Here is a 19,459-nt window from a genome sequence, read left to right on the forward strand (position 1 = left end):
AACATCTATCGTTGGTACAGTGCCTACGAGCAAGGCGGAATTGATGCGGGACCCTAAAAACCCTGAAAACTAGGGCGCATGTTCAAAAACCTCGTTATAGAAGCCTCCGTGAAAGCCGAAAGGCACATGGTGCTCCAGTGGAATAACGGCAACCTCTGTCTGCATATCTTGTGCATCGACAATCACAATCTCGCTTTTTCTTCGCGCATGGTTGTAAACAATTGAAAGGAGATAACCGTCATCCTCTGCATTACTGCCAGCGCGCCGAATAAAATTGGCTTCAGAAGTGAAGCGTCCCTCTCCGTAATCGTGCAGCGTCATCTCACCAGTGTGATGATCAAGCTTCTGCATTGCGTTAAACCAGTAGGGTGTGCCGTTTTCGACGATGGTTCCCAACCAGGTATAACGGTTTTCAAGTCCGGTTTTATCGGGATGCCAAACAGGAAACTCACCCGCCAGTGCGCCGTTGACTGGACTTCTGCTGGCACAGCCCGAGTTGAGGTTCAGGGTAAAACGGTTCAGAACCGCACCATTCTCCTGGAAACGAAAATCGACGCCACGCTCGGCAAACACATCTGACAGACCGTCCATCACGTCCATTTGGTCAACACACAGCGCGTCGACAAATAGTTCGTCTCCCTCCACATGCGCATTACCCAGATGAAATCCAAAAAACGCATCGAATTCATACTCTTTGACTATGTCACCGTTTTCGAGGTTCATGACGACTATTTTAGTTTTTTCAGCGTCGTCAAAATCAATCGATTCCAGAATACTGCTCAAACCGAAGAGGAACCGGAACGGCCTCCGCATGAAAGCAGGACAAAGGACAAATACAGCGTAGTTTTCGCTAATAGCGAAATCGTGGCACATCGAATAATCGCCCACATACTGTGAGCGATTTGCACGCACCTCACCGCTGGAATCGATTCGATAAAAATGCAGCTTTGGCTTGGGCACCCCAAACACGCCGAAGTTGTAAAGTGAGCCCGTGCGTGGATCAAGGCGAGGGTGTGCTGAGAAGGGCTGACTGGATGCCAGACCACCCTCATAGTTGTACTCGCCAATGGTCTCCAACGTTGTAGGGTTTAGCTCCCATGGCTTACCCCCTTCCCACAAAGCCAGCAGCTTGCCTCCGTGGAGAATGACGCTGGTGTTTGCTGCATTACCGGGAGCACGGAACATATTCTTTAACATACCACCTGGAATTTGCGTTCCAACACCGCGGTATAAAATGCGCTGAGCGGCAGTCTCGTTGACATATTTGGGGGTTCGTACATACCGGTTCTTGTAGTGTACGCGGCCGTTTGTGATGGTGACCGCGTTAATCATGCCATCGCCGTCAAAGAAGTGACCGTACTGCTGATCGCCGATTTTGTTACGGCCCACGCAACTGAGGAACAGCGTGCCCTCGATATCAGTGGGCACCTCACCCTTGACCGCAGCGGCATCGATCCACAGAGACGTCTCATCGTACAACGTCTCCCAGCCCTGCAGCTCACAACCCGGGTGGACGCGGGGTTTACTGGGTATGCCCTTCTGGAGCGCAATATTCATAGGTGATCCTCCTCCCTGAGCCGCAGGTCCCGCGTCTCCTTCTCGACGTTACTCCTTTGCCGGAGCCACTTCAATGTTCGCTCTATCGCGTCAGGCCAGACAGACACCGCCGTGGCCAGACTATTTCGTTTCGCCGGCGAACAGATGGAAGGGCCCTGCCCTGTCTTATGACAGGACTACACGTAGATAATAATGAGCTCGTAAATGAGGACAGGACGTTCATCCTGGCCGACAACATGGATATGCTGCTCCAGAACCATTTTGGTTCCCTTTGGTGATGCACTCACCTCCCTGACGCGATTACGGCTGTGCACCGAACTGCCAACCGGCACCGGACCGGTGAACCGCAGCTTGTCCGACCCGTAATTCAACACACTGTTGAAGCCAGTAAGCTCGTAGGCGGCTTTTCCACGCATTTTCGGCATCAATACCAGTGTCAGAAAACCATGGGCGATCGTAGTGCCAAAGGGGCTATCAGTCCTAGATTTTTCCACGTCAACATGAATCCAGTTGTGATCCCCCGTAAGTTCGGCAAACTGATTTACCAGATCCTGCGAGACCTCCAGTGGTTCGCTCCAGGCGCCAAAATCGTCGGACACCAGCTCTTGCAACGCCTCGACATCATCGTATTGATACTTTTTCATGCATTCACCCTGCTCGCGTCATATGGGGCCGCACATGGTACAAGGGCACCCACGCCCAACCAATGAGGCGACAGCCTAAACAGCTATACCATTCACGAATTCCAACCGGTGCAACGGTGCCGGGAACGCGCCAAAAACGGCAAAATAGGAGTCCGTAATAAGCTTCACATCTATCGAACGGCGCCTCCCGTCTAGTACACTGTGCGCCCCCTACACACTCCGTGGCAGACGCAGCGCGCGACTGCACCACAAGACGAGGAAAGACCCATGCGCGAAGCCGTTATCGTAGAAGCAGTGAGAACACCGATAGCCAGGGGAAAACCGGGAGTCGGTGACCTGTGCGACTTTCACGCCACCGAGTTGCTCGCCCTCTCCTACCGTGAATTGGTCAAGCGCGCCGGGCTGGATTATTCCGAGGTCGACTATCTTGCGGCCGGCTGTGTTACCCAGGCCGGCGAACAGGCCGGCAACATCGCCCGCAATGCCTGGCTTACTATGGGCGAGGATTACACTACCGGAGGCACCACACTGGACAACCAATGTGGCTCTGCGCAAACCGCCAACCATGTCATTGCCGCCATGGTGGGCTCCGGCTCAGTCAATATCGGAATAGCCGGCGGCGTCGAGGCGATGAGCCGCGTCGGCCTCGGCGCAAACGTCTATAACGGGCCGGGATACTTTGTGCCCGAAAACTGGCCCTGGGACTCTACCCCCGATCAATTTTCTAGTGCCCAGCGTATTGCCGATAACAGGGGTATTACCCGTGCGATGGCGGACGAACTCGCCTTTAACTCCCAGGCCCGTGCCAAGCGAGCCTGGGAAGAGGGCCGCTTTGACCGGGAGGTGTTCAGTATTGAAGCGCCGATTCTCGGAGAAGATGGGACGCCCACCGGAGAGACACGCACGGTCAACCGCGATCAGGGACTGCGCGACACGACCATAGAGGGCCTGGCGGGATTGAATCCCGTTATGGAGGACCAAATCCACACGCCCGGCAACTCCTCACAGATTTCCGACGGCTCCGCTGCGGTGCTGTGGATGACGGCTGACGAAGCCAAAGCTCGCGGGCTAAAACCACGCGCCCGCATTCTCGCCGACTGCGTTGTGGGCACCGACCCCTATTTCCTGCTGGATGGACCAGTGGACGCCACCGCCGCCCTGTTCAAGAAGACAGGCATGAACCTCAACGATATCGATCTGGTTGAAATCAATGAGGCGTTTGCCGCGGTCGTTCTGTCCTGGGCGCAGGTCTACGACGCCGACATGGACAAGGTCAATGTCAACGGAGGTGCTATTGCGCTGGGCCACCCGGTCGGTTCTACCGGCGCCCGACTGATCACGACGGCACTGCATGAACTGGAGCGCTCGGACAAATCAACCGCGCTGATTACCATGTGCTGCGGTTCCTCCGTGGGCACCGGAACAATTATCGAACGTATTGGATGATCCGGGATCGCCGCGGGCGACCCCTACTACAGCAAGGAGATTTTCATGGGAGACCTGACAGGCAAAGTTGCCATCATCACGGGTGCAGGACGCGGACTTGGCCGCGAGGAGGCGCTGCAGCTCGCGCAGCAGGGTGCACGGATTGTAATTAACGACATCAATCGTCCAGATGCGGAGGAGGCAGCCCACGCCACCGTAGACGAGATCGTTGCTTTTGGCGGTGAAGCCATCGCGGTATTCGGTGACTGTGCCGATAGCAATGATGCCGAAAACCTCATGAAGACCGCTTTGGATACCTATGGGGATCTCAACATATTGGTCAACAATGCCGGCTTTTGTCGAGACAAAACGGTCTTCGGTATGAGTGATGACGAATTCGATTCTGTGGTCCGTGTCCATCTGCGCGGTCACTTCGTAAACATGCGCAATGCCACCGCCTATTGGAGAAATAAAGCCAAATCGGGCGAGGATGTCTACGGCCGCCTGGTCAGCACGTCCTCCGAAGCGGCCATCTACGGCTCTGCCGGCCAGCCTAATTATGCTGCAGCCAAGGCAGGCATCATTGCCATGACAATGGGTGCAGCACAGCTGCTCGACAAATATGGCATCACCTGTAATGTCATCATGCCCCGGGCACTGACCGACATGACATCTGGCGGGCAAACAGCAGAGATGTTTGCACCCCCGGAAGACGGCAGCTTCCATCTGTTTGATCCGGCGAATGTCGCCCCCCTGGTCGGCTACCTCGCTTCACCAGAGGCGGGACGCATCTCCGGCGAAGTCATGGTGGTTTGGGGCAATGAGGTCTCTATTCTGGAACGACCTAAATCACTGGATGCCATCGCCAACCCCAAAGGCGCCTGCAAATGGGAGGTCGATGACCTTCATTCAGCACTGGCAGCGCACTACGACGAGAACTATGTCACGGTCTGGGGTGGTTACTCAGTTCCCCCGTACTAAATCCGGTTTAGAGGCGACGCGTTTGCTCAAATATCAATAATATTTGAGCGAACAAGTATCCCGCCGTCGACCACCAGGTCATGCCCGGTTATAAATGAAGCGCGCTCAGAACACAGGTAAACCACAGCGTCTGCTACTTCATGTGGTTCTGCGAGACGCCCCATAGGATGAGCACTGAGCGTCTTCTCCCGCAATTCGGGCATTTTTTCCAGATAGAATGCCATGCCGCCTGAATTTATCCCTCCAGGGCACACGGTGTTCACTCGAATACCGCGCTTGGCATACTCCACCGCTACGGTTTTGCTGAGATTAATGACCCCTCCCTTGGCCGCCGCATACGCTGATTGGTGCGCTTCCCCGCGCATTCCGGATATTGAGGCAATGTTAACGATCGCCCCCCCGCCCGAGGCCTCAATCAGCGGCAGCTGATATTTCATACACAACCATACGCCCCTGAGAGAAACGCCCATGCAGCGATCCCACTCACTTTCGTCGAGGGCGGTAACGGGCTTATTGGGTACACCGAGCGAGGCATTATTGGACACCATATGCAACGCGCCAAAATGCTGGCGAATGGTCTCTATCACGCGCTGCACATCATCTGTCTGTGACATATCCGCCTGCACGGCCAGACCCTCGCCGCCAGAGGCCTCCACTCGCGCAAGGGTCTGTTGAGCTGCATCGCCATTGATATCTGCTACGACCACGCTGGCGCCCTCCGCGGCAAAAGCGTCCGCAGTGGCGCGACCGGTTCCGGCGCCCCCTCCCATCACCAATGCAACCTTACCCTTCATCACGCGTCTCAAAACCCCTCATGCCGCCGCGAGTCCGCTGCTTACCCCGGCATCATGCGGCAGGTGTCAAGGTCAGCGGCATATCCTTGAACCCATGAATCATATTGGAGCGTATGAATACCGGCTCGGCATTGGATTCCACCTTGTCGAAATGACGAAAGAACTCTTCAAAAAAGATTTTCGCTTCCAAGCGGGCGAGATTGGCGCCGAGACACAGGTGTATCCCGTGACCGAACGCGAGGTGGGGATTATGCTCCCGGGTGATATCAAACTCGAGCGGGTTATCAAACACCTCCTCATCAAAATTCGCGGAGCTATACAACATGACCACTCGATCACCTGCCTTTACTTTTTGACCACGTATTTCGGTGTCGCACGTCGCTGTGCGGCGAAAGTAATGCAACGGGCAGGTCCAGCGCAGCATTTCTTCTACCGCTAACGGCAACTGATCAGGGTTTTCGCGTAGCTGACGATACAAGTCAGGCCGCTTCAGCAACTCGTACAAGCCACTGCTTATCAAACCCCGTGTCGTTTCATTTCCCGCAACCGTCAGCTGCACAAACAGCGACGCGAACTCCATTTCTGACACCTGATGGCCTTCTACCTCCTGATTGATCAGCAGCGAAATCAGGTCATCTCCTCCCTGATTTTTTCGCTCCGTTGCCAATTGGAAGCCGTAGGTTCCCATTTCAACGCTGGCCTGATTCACCTCTTCCTCTGTGCCGCCCAGATCCGGATCGGACGCAGACGTCTGCATATCAGACCAACGCCTGATCTGCCCCCACATATCTCGTGGTATTTCCAGCATGGAACAAATCACCGCAGTGGGCAGGTCACCTGCCAGGCTCTCAACAAAATTGACCTCCTGTGGCGATGTAATCTGAGCCATGACCTCACGCGTGATTGCACGCACGCGTGGCTCCAGCTCCGCCAGCATGCGAGAGGTAAAGCGGGTAATTACCGCGCGCCGAAGGGGGCCGTGTTTAGGCGGGTCCATACCCAATAGCTGGTTGCGGGCCATGTCGAGAATGTCTGCGGGCAAATCGTCTACCAGCACAAAGCCCTGCTCCGCAGAAAAGGTTCTGAAGTCCCTGGATACTGCCAGCACATCCGCATGCTTACTCAGCACCCAGTAGCCATGTCCCCCGGGATGCTCATGCCAATGCACCGGCGCATTGTCGCGCAGCCAGGCGAACTGCTGGTGGGGGATACCCCGCGTGTAGTTATCTGGATTATAAACGTCGATATTCATCATTAATCGACTAACACCGGCGGATTTGGCTTTCCCATCTCCGCACACATAGCAAAATAGAACTCCAGCGTAATCATCCCATCTGCTACCGAGGTGATATTGCCATCGCCATCGAGGTTAATATTGGAACCGTGCATCTGGAACCAGACCTGAGTGTTGTCTTCGATACATTGCAATGTATGCACCGAGCCGGCCGGCTCGTAAAGAAACGAACCCGTGGTGTTGACGTAATCGTACTCCTTGTACTTCCATGCGCCGGAGCGGGTATAGCCCCAGACTGGACCGGTGTGTTTGTGAGTCTCTACCTCATAACCCGCCTGAAAGATATTCTCCACAATCCACAGGCCCTCCTTGGGCTTGACCTGTAACACACGCAACTGGCTACCATCGCCAATGTCTACCCACGGCAGATCATCACTGCCTATATGCACTGCTTCCGGTTGGTTCATTGCTCACTCCTCATTCATCGTCGAGCGATAGTGTAACGTTCGTCGGCTCAAGAACCAGCAAAGACCGGACCCGACAGGCCAATTTTCCCTGCCCGGAACAATTAATTGTTCCGGACGGCCATGCTGTTAGCGACTCTGCAAGTCCAAAATAACATCAGCCACTCGAGCGTCCTCCGCTGGGTGATCCGGCAGCGGGAATGTTGTCCTGCGAGCGAGACCCGCGAAGCGTTCGCGAAATACACTGGCGATCGTGTCGTAGGTGCCGCGGGGAACGAATTGATCAAGCATCTCATCATCAATAATCCCCGCCATTTTTTCCCATTGGCCCGCGCGCGTCATATCAAGCAAGGCCTGACCCCGGTCCTGCCAGCCAAACAATTCAAGGCTCGGCCAGTACGCAGGTGTCGAGTAGAGAAACCCCAGCAGTTGCCTCTGTTTTTCCCACGCCCGTGCTACCGCGTCCTCGTCACTACCCGTGGCTGTCAGGGGCCCAAGTACAAGCGTAAAGTCAGACGAATCTCGTCCGACCTTATCAAATCCATCCTGCAACCGCGGTAAACACACCTCACGAATGTACCGGGGTGGCGTATTGGTGGGATGAGTAATCATTCCATCAGCCACCCGCCCAACCATGCGGGTCATGTCTGGGCCAACGGCACCGCATAAAATGGGAACGTTTGGATCGTCTATAGGGCCGGGGTTAAAAAACGGTTGTAGCCGGGTCAACTGGTAGTGATCGCCCTCGAAGCACAGCGCTTCACCGGTCTGAAAACTGTGAAATATTGCGCGCATTGATTGCACGTATTCCCGCAGTTGCGGCACAGGAGAATCCCAGCGCGCGCTGTAGCGCTTTTCGATATTGCCTTTTACTTGTGTGCCGATGCCCAGCTCAAAACGCCCCCGCGACATAGACTGTAAATCCCAAGCTGCGACGGCAGTGGTCATCGGACTCCGGGGAAACGCCACCAAAACCGAGGTTTGCACGACCAGCTTGGTTGTCGCGTTCAGCGCCAACGCCGACAGCAACAGGCCATCGTGCACCGCGTCCGGCACCTGCAGACCATAAAACCCCATTGCTTCGGCTCGCGCCGCATGGGCACCGATATCCGCAGGCCCCATGCCCTCCGGCGTCGACGCAAAAACCTCGAACATCGCTTGACCCCCCAAGATAAAAAGCTAAACTTATTATAAGTTTAGCTTTCTATAATTCAACTACCATGCCCGACACCCCGGAACCCAGGCAGCTTCTTGGCCAGGCCCTGATGCTGGCAGGTCGCGACTTCCAGTCCCGTCTGGACCATGATCTGCAACGGCGCGACGTCATGGGCATCAGCGCCCGTCACCGCGCCATTTTCCTGCACCTCGGCCGCCATGGCCCCAGCCGAGCTGTCGATCTCGCACGCTCCGCGGGTGTCAGACCCCAATCCATGATGAAGATTATTCATGAACTGGAGTCCCTCAACTTGCTGGAACGGCGCACAGATCCCGCCGACTCCCGCGCCAAGCTGATCGATTTCAGTCACGGCGGGAGGCGTCTGATCGACGAACTCTCGCGGTCAACAGAAACGGTCTGGCAACAGTATGTGGATGTTGTCGGGGAAGAAAATCTTGAACGGTTAGTGCATCAACTCAGTGTTCTGGCGACAGAAGGAGAGAAGAAATCATGAGTCATAAAGTTGCTTTTATCACGGGGGCCAGTCGGGGCATTGGCGCCGAATCCGCCGTTGCACTGGCACGGGCAGGATACCGTGTGGCTATCACTGCGCGAACGCTGGCCGAGGGAGAAGCGCACGACCACGCCGGGCGCACCACGGTGTTACCCGGCAGCCTCGAGGCAACGGCTGCCGCGATCGAACGGGAAGGCAGCGAAGCGCTCTGTCTGCCCGCAGATATTCTCGATGAAGCGTCTGTATTATCAGCAGCGACAGCCACGCTGGATCACTTCGGCCACATCGACCTGCTTTTCAATAATGCCGTTTACCAAGGTTCGGGCAATTTAGAACGCCTGATGGACGTCAATTCAGAGCAGGTGCGAGCAATTTATCAGGGCAATGTCTTCACACCGCTGGCACTGGTGCAAGCAGTGCTGCCCGGGATGCTAGCGCGGGGCTCTGGCACTGTTATAAACATGGCGTCCGGCAGCGCCTTTCGCAACCCGCCCGCCGCCGGTGACAAGGGCGGCTGGGGGTTTGCCTACCCGTCCTCCAAAGCCGCCGTATCTCGCATGGCGGGGTCCCTGCGCGCCGAGCACCCGAACTCAGGCCTACGTATTTTCAACCTTGAGCCCGGCACCGTCATCACCGAGGTAATGCGGATGCTGGAGATAGATAAACCAATAGAGGCTCTGTTCAAACCCTGCTCCCCCGCAGCGATTGCTGCCGTGGTCGCATGGCTGGCGGAGAACGAACCCTTGGCCGACTGGACACCGGACGATATTCTCGCTGCGCCTGCGATTGCTAAACAACTCAACCTGTTGCAAACCCCATCCCTGCTGGAGTCCTGACGTGGATACCGTGACGCTGGAAAAACACGCCGGCTTTGCTGTCGTGGCATTAAATCGCCCAGAGGCAATGAACGCGCTGTCACGCGAGTTGCGCCACGACTTCGTCGAGGTGTTCAAGGAGTGCGAGGCGGACGCGGCTATTCGGGTGGTCATCCTCACAGGAAACGGCAGGGCATTTTGCGCCGGCTTTGATCTAAAGGAACTAGGCTCCGCTGATGCCAAAAATGCCTCAGAAGAGGCGGACAACATCGTGGCAGATGCCATGGACGCCTTTCAGGGGCCCATCATAGGCGCCATCAACGGCCACTGTATCACCGGGGGATTCGAGATGGCGTTGGCCTGCGACATCCTTATAGCCTCAGAGGCCGCGCGCTTTGCCGATACCCACGCCCGCGTCGGCATGCTTCCGGGCTGGGGCCTGAGCCAGAAGCTGCCGCGACTAATCGGGTTATCCCGCGCGCGGGAAATGGCGTTTACCGGGGCCCCTATCTTTGCACAACAGGCTTATGAGTGGGGTTTGGTCAACCACGTAGTGCCCCAGGTGGAGCTGCTGCCCACCGCCAAGCGAATAGCGTCTGACATATGCGCCTGCGTCCCGGAGGTGCTCAGGCGCTATCAGGAACTCATTAGCGAGGGCTACTCCATGCCACTCGATAAGGCGTTGGCATGGGAACACGAAAGCGCCATCGACTGGGCATCGCACGCCACAGCAGACGCCATCGAACAGAGACGCCGGAGCGTATTGCAGAAAGGCCGCAACGAGAAAGAAACACCCTAGCCACCCAGGCAACTGACGAAAACATGTTACCGCAACTTCGAAATCGATCTGAAATCAGCTAAAGGAACTATCGCAGTAGCTGTGTCAGCCTTACTCTGCAAACACCCAGAACGAGCTGAGACAGAAACTCCAAATTACAACCGAAACGCCTGCCACTATCTGCACCGCAAGATAATAAGCGCCATATACCGTTACACCTATGTACATCACCACACCATTAACAAGTAAAGCGCCGAGGCACACCAGCAGATACTTGAACAGAGTCCAACCATGTGGCGCCTCTGCAGAAAAAGTCCAGTGATAATGCAGGGTGTAATTGTAAGCGGCAGCGAGTGCCGCAGCCACAGTACTGCCTACCAGGACATGCATGAGAATCACGTCAACGAACAGCCAGGTCAGGCTAAGCTGCGCCGCAGCAGTGCTGCCCCCGACGAGCAAAAAACGGATCATTCTAGGGGCAATCAACATTTTAACATTCCGAAAATCGCCAATTAGGTGGCATGAGGGTACGTTGTATATTCACGACTACGAGGGAAATCTAGCGCTCTCATTATCAGGAGTTGTGCCAGGCCAGCCCAGGCTAGACAGCACGCGCAACCAATCCGTGGAAGCTTATGTCTCAACCTCTGCCCTTACCTTGTATAACGCATAGGCACTACTGCCCCTGACATACCGCGGCAAGAGAGTTTGCTCCAGTCGCGAAATGGCACAAACCAGTCGGTGCAGTGGTCGTAGAGCTGTTCCGGGGGCCACCATCTTGAGCTGCCGATCGATGCCCAGCATGGTCATCAACCTCATCGGAAAATAGGACAAGCGAAAAAAGTATTCCGCCCTATCCAGAGTCCAACCCAATGTTACCCCTAGGCTTTCAAGCATATCCAGCGAATATCGCCTGTGGTGTCCCGCAAACTGATCATAATTGGACCACAACTCCTGACCCGCAGGCACTGTTACAAAAACAAACGATACGTTGGGGAAACTCTTGAGGAGACGATTTAAAAAAGCCTCGGGATCAGGTAAGTGTTCAATTACGTCCAGTAGCAGAAGTCCGTCGTACGTCAGCCTGGTCTCCAGCGCAAGATCGCAGGCATCGACACCCGAGTCCACCCACTGCTCGACACCACTGAGGGGCTGAACATTCGCCAGCTCTACACCACGCACGTTTCGCCCCTCTTTACGCAGACCCAGCACAGCCACACCCTTGCCACACCCTACCTCGAGAAAATTGCAATCCGCACATTTTTCAACAAGAAGTTTAGCTATGAGCTCATTACGAGCTGCGCTCCACCAGTGATGCTCGATCCCGGGTGGGTAGGCCAGCTCATACTGCTCATCCGAATAGGTAGTCTTCATAGTAATATTCAATCCGGGCACGGCAAAACACGATAAGCGTTCAATACTCGTGCCCCGGCGAAACGTAAAATACGAGCGTGAGTTTGATTGCGCAGCTTCACGCTAAAATATACTATTCCCTTTCTATCATGAACAGCAACGGGATTAAAATATTGCCGGCAACGTCTCAATTCTCTCAACCTGTTCATCTTGCCGGAGATTAATGCGGAACCAAGCCGTTAGCCTTTACACGAGTCGCTCCGGAGCAAAGCAATTCTTGAGTCCAGACTGCATGTCACACCCATACCGCTGCCAAGGTCCGGCCGAGACGAACGATAACCAGCAAAGCACTCTCCATGCGAATAAAGGGACGCCCCACCGGAGCGTTCATTGTGAGACAGCGCACTCTATGCCAGTCCCGAGAATATGATGAATTCAATCCGCTCGGACAGAATGGACAAGATCGCTCAAAGCCTCTATCTGATATGTGTCGTTTTTTTCGCAATTGCGGTAGCGCGAAACCATATCAATATGATCTCCCATGAGTTGCCCCTGGATTATCAGGAAGCAAGCATGCTGGAGATCACGTCGACGATAGCTGATGGCGGGAATCCTTTTGCACTTGAAAGCCAGCCAGCTCACATTAGTTTGTATCCGGTTCTCTACAATATTGTGGTGGCTCCGATCTCCACCACATTGGGAAATACTCTGTGGTTACATCGCCTCGTGTCGGGCATTTTTATCATTGCCACCTGCGCTCTCTGTTATTTTTTTTGTCGGAAAGCGTCAGCAACGCGGACAGACAGTCTGGCCGCGGCCATCATTCTCTACGCTGGGTTGCTTTACTATTCGACACCAATAGCCAGCCCTAACAGCATGGGTGTTTTCTTATTCCTTTCAGCAACCTGCATCCCCTGGTTCTTTCGATTTTCTTCGCGGAGCCTAGCGGTGTCACTTGCACTCGGAATTCTTGCCTTTTACACCAAGCAGTATTTCTTAATGAGTCTGGGCTATGTCGCGCTGTTTCTTTTTTTGGCAGACTCCAAGAAACGGGGAATCTACTTCGGATTTTTAGCCCTTCTGATATTGCTCGTATCACTTACGATTGTGCATTACACCTCTCCTTACTATCTGGATAACACTCTTTTCGCAGTCGCATCCAGCAGCAAGTACGTATTATCGAACAATGCAGCTATCCGACAATTTAGCGCGTATTTCACCATTTACTACCCGATCTTCGCCATTCTTGTCTTGGCTGCCTACCCAAAATATCGAACCGCATCCGCGATCAGAACACATCGAGATTCGAACTTACCAAGTGACAAGCTTATTAATTGGCTCGATTGGAACAAGCCCCTGTTTTCGAGAAAAGTGGGGTTTATCTGGCTATGTTGTCTCTGCTCTATCAGCATCAACGCACTCGTCCTTGCACGCAACCCTGGCAACTATCTAACCTATTTATTTCAACTGATATCTCCTTTCCTACTGGTCGGCACATTTGGTTTCGCTTCAGGGATTATCAAGCGGCGATGGATGATATCGGTGCTAGCCTCTCTCGCGATGTACAACAGCTATTCTGCGCTTCCTAATAACTTTTCAGTCAATGAGAAAAATTGGGACAAAGTCAGATCAGAGATCGCCGCAGCTAATGACATTTACGCTTCCACACTGGTTTTGCGCGAAACGTTGGATCAAGGAGGGCCTATATACCATAACGGGCATACGCCCTATTTTCTCTGGGCCAAGCACAAGCCGGCATTTTTTGTGAAGTCAGTCCACGAAGAGACCGTACCCCAGATTTGGCAGCGCCACCGTGAGCGACTCAATACGAAACTTGAAAACCAGTCGATCGATTTGGTGCTGATCGACAACTGGATGCAGCTGCCCCCGTCTGATGTTGCCACGGGTATTGATCTCCAAGAAACTCTGGAGATCTACTACGAGCAGACCGACACGTTGGGGTTACAGTTAATGGATAGACGTGGCGGCGGCGGATTCAGCCTGAAAATATACAAGCCAAGGAACAAAACACCCGATTCCTCCGGTATGCCTGACCCTAAAAAGCCGCGTTAGCCGCAATTTTGACTCTCAGGATTGACATGAATCCATTCCTCTGTTGCTATGGCGCCTACATGGAAACGACTGCAGCAAAAAAAACTTTCAGTCAAGCAGCATCAACTTGAATCAGTGGCGCGCTCTCAGAAGAACAAAACGCTACCGGTGCGTAAACCTCCACAAAAATAACAGGTATTTGGGTCTTTAGCATGTCAAGTTTAGATGAAAAAACCATCAAGGATTTCGACAAACAGTGGACACGATACGGCGATAACGAAGGCTGGTATGCGTCTCTGGATCTGTTTTCAGATATCGTTAATCCGCTACTAACCACCAAGGACTTCGAGGGGAAAACTGTCGCAGACATAGGCAGCGGGACCGGCCGCATCGTTGGAATGCTGCTGGAATCCGGCGCGTCCCACGTCTATGCAATTGAGCCCGGCCCCGGCGCCTTTGAGAACCTTACGAAAAACCTGGCGTCAATGGAAAGAGGCAATGACGTTACACCTATGTGCAAGCGAGGTGATGACTGGGCAGTGGGCGAGCCAATTGATTTCGTCATCTCAATCGGCGTAATCGAATTTATTAGCGAGCCGGACGACACAGTGAAATGTTGCTACGATTCCCTCAAGCCGGGAGGTCAAATCTTCTTCTGGCTGTGCGCTCATGAAGGAAACGAGCTGTATCTCGCATTTATCAAGCCGCTCCGAAAACTCACCACACTGATGCCGCATTTCCTGCTGGCAACGGTTGTTCATTTGTTATACCTGATTCTCTACGCCTACCGTCTCATAGGCAAAATTCTGCCCCTGCCGATGATGAAATATCTGAACACCGTGTGGTGGCCAATGTCGCCAAAAAAGAGGCGTCTGGTGATTTACGATCAACTAAACCCCAAGTATTTCAAGTATTACAAGAAACAAGAGGCACTCGCTTTGCTTGAGCGGGCCGGATTCAAAGACCTCGAAATACATCACCGCCATGAATACAGCTGGGGGATAAAAGGCCGAAAACCATAACCGTGGGGATAGACCAAAACGTGAACAAGCTCACGGTATTGATGTTACGCAGCGCAGAGGGCTCTGCGCTGAGTCAGCACGAGATCAGGGGAAACGTGATTCAGCGGGGGCTATAGCGGCAAATAAGCCCACTAAACAAGCGTCTATCCGTCGATCCCATTATCTGGACAATGCACCTTTTAATTTCTATACTTTGTGAACGTTCATTCGAAAGTCCATGTTTCTTTTGGGGTTTTCGAGAAAAACTAACACATGCAGCTTACATCTGTAATCTGACTCTAGGCATCCCTGTATGAGCCACGAAGTCATCCTGATAAACCCGCCTCAGGTTTTCACCAAGAACCAGGTGGCAAGCGGAATCACACCGCCGCTGGGTATCGCCTATCTAGCGTCCGTTCTTGAACTGCACGACATTACCGTCGACATCATCGACTCAGTTGGCTTGGAGCCCCAAACCATCCACCCGTTCGAGAAAGAAACCTTTGTGCGCGGCGTGCACTTCGGTGACATCGTCGCCCGTCTCGACGACGAGGTGAAAATTGTAGGCATCTCCAACCTATTTTCTTTTGCCTACCCCGTTGTGCAAGAGCTCTGTCGGCAGATTCGAGCTTTCAGAAGCGACATTAAGATTGTCCTGGGTGGCCCTCACCCCTCCGCTTTATACGAAGAGGTGCTGACCGAGGATAAAGACCTCGTTGATTTCGTGATCTTGGGCGAGGGTGAACTGCCCTTCCTGGAGCTCTGCCAAAAGTTGCTGCAACAAAACATGGTGCTGCAAACAAACATTGGCAGCGACATTGCCAATCTCGCGTTCCTCGACGAAGACGGCAAGTGTGTAATGGGCACGGAAAAGCTCGCACGTAACACAAAGCTCAACAGCGACACCATTCCCTTCCCTGCCCGACATTTGCTGCCCATGGAAAACTATATCCTGGCGCAAGAATCCCACGGCTTCTCCAATGGCCGCTGGACTTCGATGATCAGCTCTCGTGGCTGCCCCTACGGCTGCACATTTTGCGCCTCGCGTAAAACGCGCTGGGTCTCGCGCAGCGCCACCGACGTCGCCGATGAGATCGAATACTGCATCGAGAACTGGGATATTCGGGAGTTTCATTTCGAAGACGACAATATGACGATTAACGTCAAGCGGCTCATCGAAATCTGCAACGAAATCAAACGCCGCAAGCTGGATATCCGCTGGCAGACGCCCAACGGCATCCGCGCAAGTCGAATTGACGAGGAGATGCTCACTGCGATGAAAGACAGTGGCTGTGAGCATGTGACCCTCGCCCCCGAAAGTGGCTCACCACGGGTGCTCACAGATATCGTACAAAAAGGCAAAGATTTCGACTTGCAACATCTGAAAGATTGCGGCGCTACCGCACACAAGATTGGCCTGAAAGTGGCCGCTTATTTTGTGCTTGGACTGCCCGGAGAGACACGTGAGGACATGGAGATGACCATCGCCTACGCCCGGGAACTCGCAAAGGTAGGCGTGGACGAAGTTAACTTTGGTCTATTTATCCCACTGCCCGGCACTCCACTGTGGGAGCCCTCAAAACACAAAATTAAAGACCTGGACTGGCTGGATCTGCTTACCGTGGGCGACCTGGCGAAAGCGGTATCCTTCAACGATGAAGTCGGCAGCAAGGAACTGGACTGGGTGCGTAAAAAAGCCTATATGAGCTTTTTGCTCACGCGCATCATCTATCACCCGACCCAGTTCGCAGGGACCATCTTCAACGTATTCCGCGGCATTGAGAAGACCAAGTCAGAGCGGGTTCTGCGCAACCTCGTGCGGCGCTACAAAAAAGATGCCAAGGACGGAATAAACAAGCTTGTGTTCGACAACCGTACGTTTTACGCCTATCGCCACATGTACCGCAAGATTTTCAGGCTAATCTTCCGCTAGGCACGCCTGCCGTACCCTGGCTGCTGGTCACACAGGACTCAGGGCACAGCGCTGATGCACTAGTCAGACGCTTTCGAAACAGTTTTTTCTATCAGGTAGGTCGGCCGGCTTTTCACCTCCATGTAGGTCTTGCCGATATATTCACCTACCACGCCAATCGATAGGATTTGCAATCCTCCCAAAAGGTAAATTGGAATCCCTGTTGGCGCCCAACCATCCAACGGCGTAGTCAGGCCGACTATGTAAGCGACTAAAGCCCACACGCCAAATACCATAGACACAAGAAATACGAATAATCCGAGTAGGGATATCACTCTCAGTGGCAGTATTGAAAAGGACGTTAGGCCGTCGACCGACAGGCCAAACATATCTGCAAACCCATACTTTGATTCACCCGCCATCCTTGGCCCACGGGCATAATGCACCTGCGATGAAGGCAGGCCTAAAAGAGGAACCACGCCTCTCAAGTAAAGGTTGGTCTCGCGAAACTGCCCCAACAAGGTAACCGCCTGCCTGCTCAGGAGACGGAAATCTGCATGGTGAGGCACCGTGCGCACCCCGAGGCGGCCCGAAAGCCAGTAGTGCAGCGCGGCAGTCCAGCGCTTGAGCTTTTTGTCACTGTGCCTGTCGCCTCTGACTCCATAGACCACCTCATCTCCCTTCAGAAAGCACCCAACCATCTCATCGATGGCGTTGATATCGTCCTGCAGGTCAGCATCAATGGATATGAGGGCATCTCCCTCTGCATGCATCAGACCAGCGTACACGGCAAACTGGTGGCCAAAATTACGGGTCAGCTTCACGCCCTGGAAACAGGAATCCGATTCCGCCAATTGGCAAATAATCTCCCAGGTGCCGTCCGTACTCCCGTCGTCAATGAAGTAGATTCGCGAGGCGCTATTGACCATTCCGCGCGCGACCAGAGAGTCTATCTTGGATTTCATTGTCCTCGCCGTCTCAGGCAGAACGGGCTCCTCATTCTTGCAGGGCACTATCAGGCCGATCACAGGCACCTTTTGGGACGACATATCTCTTAACCCCTGCAGAACACTATGCATTTCTTATTGACCATCTTCATATCTTACAGGGAGAGACTGCGGTTCTGATAGAGCCGCGTTCAAGATATGCCGCCGAGTTCACAGGGGACCGTCCCGCGCCGGGAGGCGCAGTACGCCGCAGAGTGCCGCAGAGTGCGGGCGGAGGCCCTACTTTTTCTGGACACAACGCACTCACACTGGCAACATAGTCCCCGCTAAAACGGTGGGAGGCCACAGCGAAAAACTGATCGTTTTTTGATCGTTTTGGTTCGTACTTTCGGACCAAGCTTGCCCTTCCAAAAACAAGTAAATAATTCACATTTTATCAGGTAAATTAGTTATCTTGCCGCGGCCTGTGCCGTGAGTAACATACTGACTATCCCCGCTCTTAATAAAGGGGAATCACTACTTTGAGACCCCGCAAGGAGAACAAAATGTTCAAGAAGACTGCATTGATCGCCGGCATCGGCCTGGCACTGTCTGCTACTGCGCAAGCTGATTACCAGTGGGAGCTGGATGCCGGCTACGCTCGTGGAAGCTTCGATTACAAAGACGAGAACCCCAGAACTGTCAATGGCGACAACGATACTAATATCTACGGCCTTGGCGCGACCTGGTACCTGGAAACAGTCGACACTAGCAAGGGCCCCCTTGGCGAAGCAGCTTTCCTTGATCACGCTTCCTCAATTGGAATTGCCTTCAGTGACGGCGAAGTCGACATCAGCAATGGTGATGATGAAGACGGCCAGACCTACAACGTAGACGTGCGCTACGTCGCGGAAGGTCCCGGCTGGAAGCTGTCTGGCTGGCTCATGGAAGTGGGCTACGAGCGCGACGAACCAGGTAATAAGGACGTTGATACGTGGAGCGTTGGCATTGGTAAATACATTACCCAGAACACCACGTTGGTAGCTCTTTACGAGAACGTCAACATTAACAACGGCGGTGACGCAGATCGCTGGGGTGCAGAGTTGGAACACTTCTTTGCTTTCGACAACGGTGGACTGAAAGCTCGCGGCGGATACGGCAAAACCGTTGTCAGCAATCAAGATGACCCTACCACTTGGGCCCTCGGTGCCACTTGGTACATTGGCAACAACTGGGGCATCGCTGCTGACTTCAAGCAAGACGACGACAACGGCTATGAAGTCGATTTCTACAGCCTGGGTGTTGAGTGGTTCATCACCGAAAACTTCGCTGTAGACCTGTCGTACCAAGATGTATCGCCTGACGATATCGACAACTGGAACGCTCAAGGCTCTAAGCTTGAGACATCTTACGACCAAGTTGGCGTTAGCGCTCTGTACCGCTTCTAAGCAGTACTCGGCAATACAGAAAGCGGACACTTCGGTGTCCGTTTTTTTTTGTGCTGAAATATTCATCAGCTCTTGTAGGGATTCGTTTCCACTCGCTACTGTATTGATTATCTGAGTAACGCCCACTCAAGCAGAGCAGCATCGCGCTCGACAACAGCATTGGCAACGTGCAATTTCCCCCCTCACAGCCAGCGGGACCACCCTTACAGGGTCCTGAGTCAATCCCTCCGGCCGCTCGAGTGACAATCAGTCATCGCGGTCGCCGCTCTGTTTGGCAATTAGCGTTTAAGCGCAGCCCCCCGCGCGGTTTGAGGCACGTTCCTCTGGAGCAGCGAGTAAGACCTAAAGACACATGGCTATGGACACCCCAGAATTTTAAACCTCGTAGAAGTTTAGGCGATGATT

At 53.7% G+C, this 19,459-nt stretch carries 18 protein-coding genes; 9 read left to right on the forward strand and 9 right to left on the reverse strand.

Annotated elements, in window-relative coordinates; all coding sequences use genetic code 11:
- Positions 1–69: 69 nt before the first annotated feature.
- Positions 70–1,557, reverse strand: a complete 1,488-nt coding sequence (locus EYC82_RS05465) for a carotenoid oxygenase family protein (RefSeq protein ID WP_279248537.1) — start codon at positions 1,555–1,557, stop codon at positions 70–72.
- Positions 1,558–1,733: 176 nt separating this feature from the next.
- Positions 1,734–2,201 (reverse strand): MaoC family dehydratase, encoded by a 468-nt coding sequence (locus EYC82_RS05470; RefSeq protein WP_279248538.1) that lies wholly within the window; start codon positions 2,199–2,201, stop codon positions 1,734–1,736.
- 267 nt (positions 2,202–2,468) lie between these two features.
- Between EYC82_RS05470 and EYC82_RS05475 the strand changes: the two genes are divergently transcribed.
- Positions 2,469–3,647 carry a steroid 3-ketoacyl-CoA thiolase gene (locus EYC82_RS05475; protein WP_279248539.1) on the forward strand — a complete coding sequence of 393 codons (1,179 nt, stop codon included), beginning with the start codon at positions 2,469–2,471 and terminating at the stop codon, positions 3,645–3,647.
- 45 nt (positions 3,648–3,692) lie between these two features.
- Positions 3,693–4,607 carry an SDR family NAD(P)-dependent oxidoreductase gene (locus EYC82_RS05480; RefSeq protein WP_279248540.1) on the forward strand — a complete coding sequence of 305 codons (915 nt, stop codon included), beginning with the start codon at positions 3,693–3,695 and terminating at the stop codon, positions 4,605–4,607.
- Between the two features lie 26 nt (positions 4,608–4,633).
- On the opposite strand, the gene EYC82_RS05485 is transcribed toward EYC82_RS05480, so the two are convergent.
- The 4 genes from EYC82_RS05485 to EYC82_RS05500 form a co-directional block, all read right to left on the reverse strand.
- Positions 4,634–5,401 (reverse strand): SDR family NAD(P)-dependent oxidoreductase, encoded by a 768-nt coding sequence (locus EYC82_RS05485; RefSeq protein ID WP_279248541.1) that lies wholly within the window; start codon positions 5,399–5,401, stop codon positions 4,634–4,636.
- Between the two features lie 52 nt (positions 5,402–5,453).
- Positions 5,454–6,656 carry a cytochrome P450 gene (locus tag EYC82_RS05490; RefSeq protein ID WP_279248542.1) on the reverse strand — a complete coding sequence of 401 codons (1,203 nt, stop codon included), beginning with the start codon at positions 6,654–6,656 and terminating at the stop codon, positions 5,454–5,456.
- Positions 6,656–7,102 (reverse strand): 2,4'-dihydroxyacetophenone dioxygenase family protein, encoded by a 447-nt coding sequence (locus EYC82_RS05495; RefSeq protein ID WP_279248543.1) that lies wholly within the window; start codon positions 7,100–7,102, stop codon positions 6,656–6,658. Before EYC82_RS05495 ends, EYC82_RS05490 begins: the two co-directional genes overlap by 1 nt.
- 126 nt (positions 7,103–7,228) lie before the next feature.
- Complete coding sequence (locus tag EYC82_RS05500; RefSeq protein WP_279248544.1) at positions 7,229–8,254, reverse strand: TIGR03617 family F420-dependent LLM class oxidoreductase; 1,026 nt, start codon at positions 8,252–8,254, stop codon at positions 7,229–7,231.
- 65 nt (positions 8,255–8,319) lie between these two features.
- Between EYC82_RS05500 and EYC82_RS05505 the strand changes: the two genes are divergently transcribed.
- Genes EYC82_RS05505 through EYC82_RS05515 form a run of 3 tightly spaced genes read left to right on the forward strand, consistent with a single transcriptional unit; the run spans position 8,320 to position 10,383 of the window.
- Entirely contained in the window at positions 8,320–8,769 is a 450-nt protein-coding gene (locus EYC82_RS05505; RefSeq protein ID WP_279248545.1) for a MarR family winged helix-turn-helix transcriptional regulator, read from the forward strand.
- Positions 8,766–9,605, forward strand: coding sequence for an SDR family oxidoreductase (locus EYC82_RS05510; protein ID WP_279248546.1), 840 nt, complete (start codon positions 8,766–8,768; stop codon positions 9,603–9,605). The genes EYC82_RS05505 and EYC82_RS05510 overlap by 4 nt, the downstream gene beginning before the upstream one ends.
- 1 nt (position 9,606) lies before the next feature.
- On the forward strand, positions 9,607–10,383 hold the full coding sequence (locus EYC82_RS05515; RefSeq protein WP_279248547.1) for an enoyl-CoA hydratase: 777 nt from the start codon (positions 9,607–9,609) through the stop codon (positions 10,381–10,383).
- Positions 10,384–10,473: 90 nt separating this feature from the next.
- Here the strand turns inward: EYC82_RS05515 and EYC82_RS05520 are convergent, their stop codons facing one another.
- Complete coding sequence (locus tag EYC82_RS05520) at positions 10,474–10,851, reverse strand: GtrA family protein (protein ID WP_279248548.1); 378 nt, start codon at positions 10,849–10,851, stop codon at positions 10,474–10,476.
- 144 nt (positions 10,852–10,995) lie between these two features.
- Entirely contained in the window at positions 10,996–11,736 is a 741-nt protein-coding gene (locus EYC82_RS05525) for a class I SAM-dependent methyltransferase (protein WP_279248549.1), read from the reverse strand.
- Positions 11,737–12,288: 552 nt separating this feature from the next.
- Between EYC82_RS05525 and EYC82_RS05530 the strand changes: the two genes are divergently transcribed.
- The 3 genes from EYC82_RS05530 (at position 12,289) to EYC82_RS05540 (ending at position 16,701) form a co-directional block, all read left to right on the forward strand.
- Positions 12,289–13,788 carry an ArnT family glycosyltransferase gene (locus tag EYC82_RS05530; RefSeq protein WP_279248550.1) on the forward strand — a complete coding sequence of 500 codons (1,500 nt, stop codon included), beginning with the start codon at positions 12,289–12,291 and terminating at the stop codon, positions 13,786–13,788.
- 191 nt (positions 13,789–13,979) lie between these two features.
- Positions 13,980–14,789, forward strand: coding sequence for a class I SAM-dependent methyltransferase (locus tag EYC82_RS05535; protein ID WP_279248551.1), 810 nt, complete (start codon positions 13,980–13,982; stop codon positions 14,787–14,789).
- Positions 14,790–15,081: 292 nt separating this feature from the next.
- The gene (locus EYC82_RS05540; RefSeq protein WP_279248552.1) at positions 15,082–16,701 is read left to right on the forward strand and encodes a B12-binding domain-containing radical SAM protein; all 1,620 of its coding nucleotides are present in this window, start codon (positions 15,082–15,084) and stop codon (positions 16,699–16,701) included.
- Between the two features lie 59 nt (positions 16,702–16,760).
- Here EYC82_RS05540 and EYC82_RS05545 read toward each other — a convergent pair whose 3' ends face one another.
- On the reverse strand, positions 16,761–17,729 hold the full coding sequence (locus EYC82_RS05545; protein ID WP_279248553.1) for a glycosyltransferase family 2 protein: 969 nt from the start codon (positions 17,727–17,729) through the stop codon (positions 16,761–16,763).
- Between the two features lie 443 nt (positions 17,730–18,172).
- On the opposite strand from EYC82_RS05545, the gene EYC82_RS05550 reads away from it, so the two are divergent.
- Entirely contained in the window at positions 18,173–19,054 is an 882-nt protein-coding gene (locus tag EYC82_RS05550; protein ID WP_279248554.1) for a porin, read from the forward strand.
- The last annotated feature ends 405 nt before the right edge of the window (positions 19,055–19,459 follow it).

Origin of the sequence: Candidatus Marimicrobium litorale, assembly GCF_026262645.1 — a bacterium.
Classification (GTDB): Bacteria; Pseudomonadota; Gammaproteobacteria; order Pseudomonadales; family Halieaceae; genus Marimicrobium; species Marimicrobium litorale.

Coding starts and splice junctions, on each gene's coding strand:
- EYC82_RS05525 (WP_279248549.1), bottom strand. CDS start 11,736: ATGAAGACTACCTATTCGGATGAGCAGTATGAGCTGGCCTACCCACCC.
- EYC82_RS05500 (WP_279248544.1), bottom strand. CDS start 8,254: ATGTTCGAGGTTTTTGCGTCGACGCCGGAGGGCATGGGGCCTGCGGAT.
- EYC82_RS05495 (WP_279248543.1), bottom strand. CDS start 7,102: ATGAACCAACCGGAAGCAGTGCATATAGGCAGTGATGATCTGCCGTGG.
- EYC82_RS05520 (WP_279248548.1), bottom strand. CDS start 10,851: ATGTTGATTGCCCCTAGAATGATCCGTTTTTTGCTCGTCGGGGGCAGC.
- EYC82_RS05465 (WP_279248537.1), bottom strand. CDS start 1,557: ATGAATATTGCGCTCCAGAAGGGCATACCCAGTAAACCCCGCGTCCAC.
- EYC82_RS05485 (WP_279248541.1), bottom strand. CDS start 5,401: ATGAAGGGTAAGGTTGCATTGGTGATGGGAGGGGGCGCCGGAACCGGT.
- EYC82_RS05505 (WP_279248545.1), top strand. CDS start 8,320: ATGCCCGACACCCCGGAACCCAGGCAGCTTCTTGGCCAGGCCCTGATG.
- EYC82_RS05540 (WP_279248552.1), top strand. CDS start 15,082: ATGAGCCACGAAGTCATCCTGATAAACCCGCCTCAGGTTTTCACCAAG.
- EYC82_RS05475 (WP_279248539.1), top strand. CDS start 2,469: ATGCGCGAAGCCGTTATCGTAGAAGCAGTGAGAACACCGATAGCCAGG.
- EYC82_RS05550 (WP_279248554.1), top strand. CDS start 18,173: ATGTTCAAGAAGACTGCATTGATCGCCGGCATCGGCCTGGCACTGTCT.
- EYC82_RS05535 (WP_279248551.1), top strand. CDS start 13,980: ATGTCAAGTTTAGATGAAAAAACCATCAAGGATTTCGACAAACAGTGG.
- EYC82_RS05530 (WP_279248550.1), top strand. CDS start 12,289: ATGCTGGAGATCACGTCGACGATAGCTGATGGCGGGAATCCTTTTGCA.
- EYC82_RS05545 (WP_279248553.1), bottom strand. CDS start 17,729: ATGTCGTCCCAAAAGGTGCCTGTGATCGGCCTGATAGTGCCCTGCAAG.
- EYC82_RS05470 (WP_279248538.1), bottom strand. CDS start 2,201: ATGAAAAAGTATCAATACGATGATGTCGAGGCGTTGCAAGAGCTGGTG.
- EYC82_RS05480 (WP_279248540.1), top strand. CDS start 3,693: ATGGGAGACCTGACAGGCAAAGTTGCCATCATCACGGGTGCAGGACGC.
- EYC82_RS05510 (WP_279248546.1), top strand. CDS start 8,766: ATGAGTCATAAAGTTGCTTTTATCACGGGGGCCAGTCGGGGCATTGGC.
- EYC82_RS05490 (WP_279248542.1), bottom strand. CDS start 6,656: ATGATGAATATCGACGTTTATAATCCAGATAACTACACGCGGGGTATC.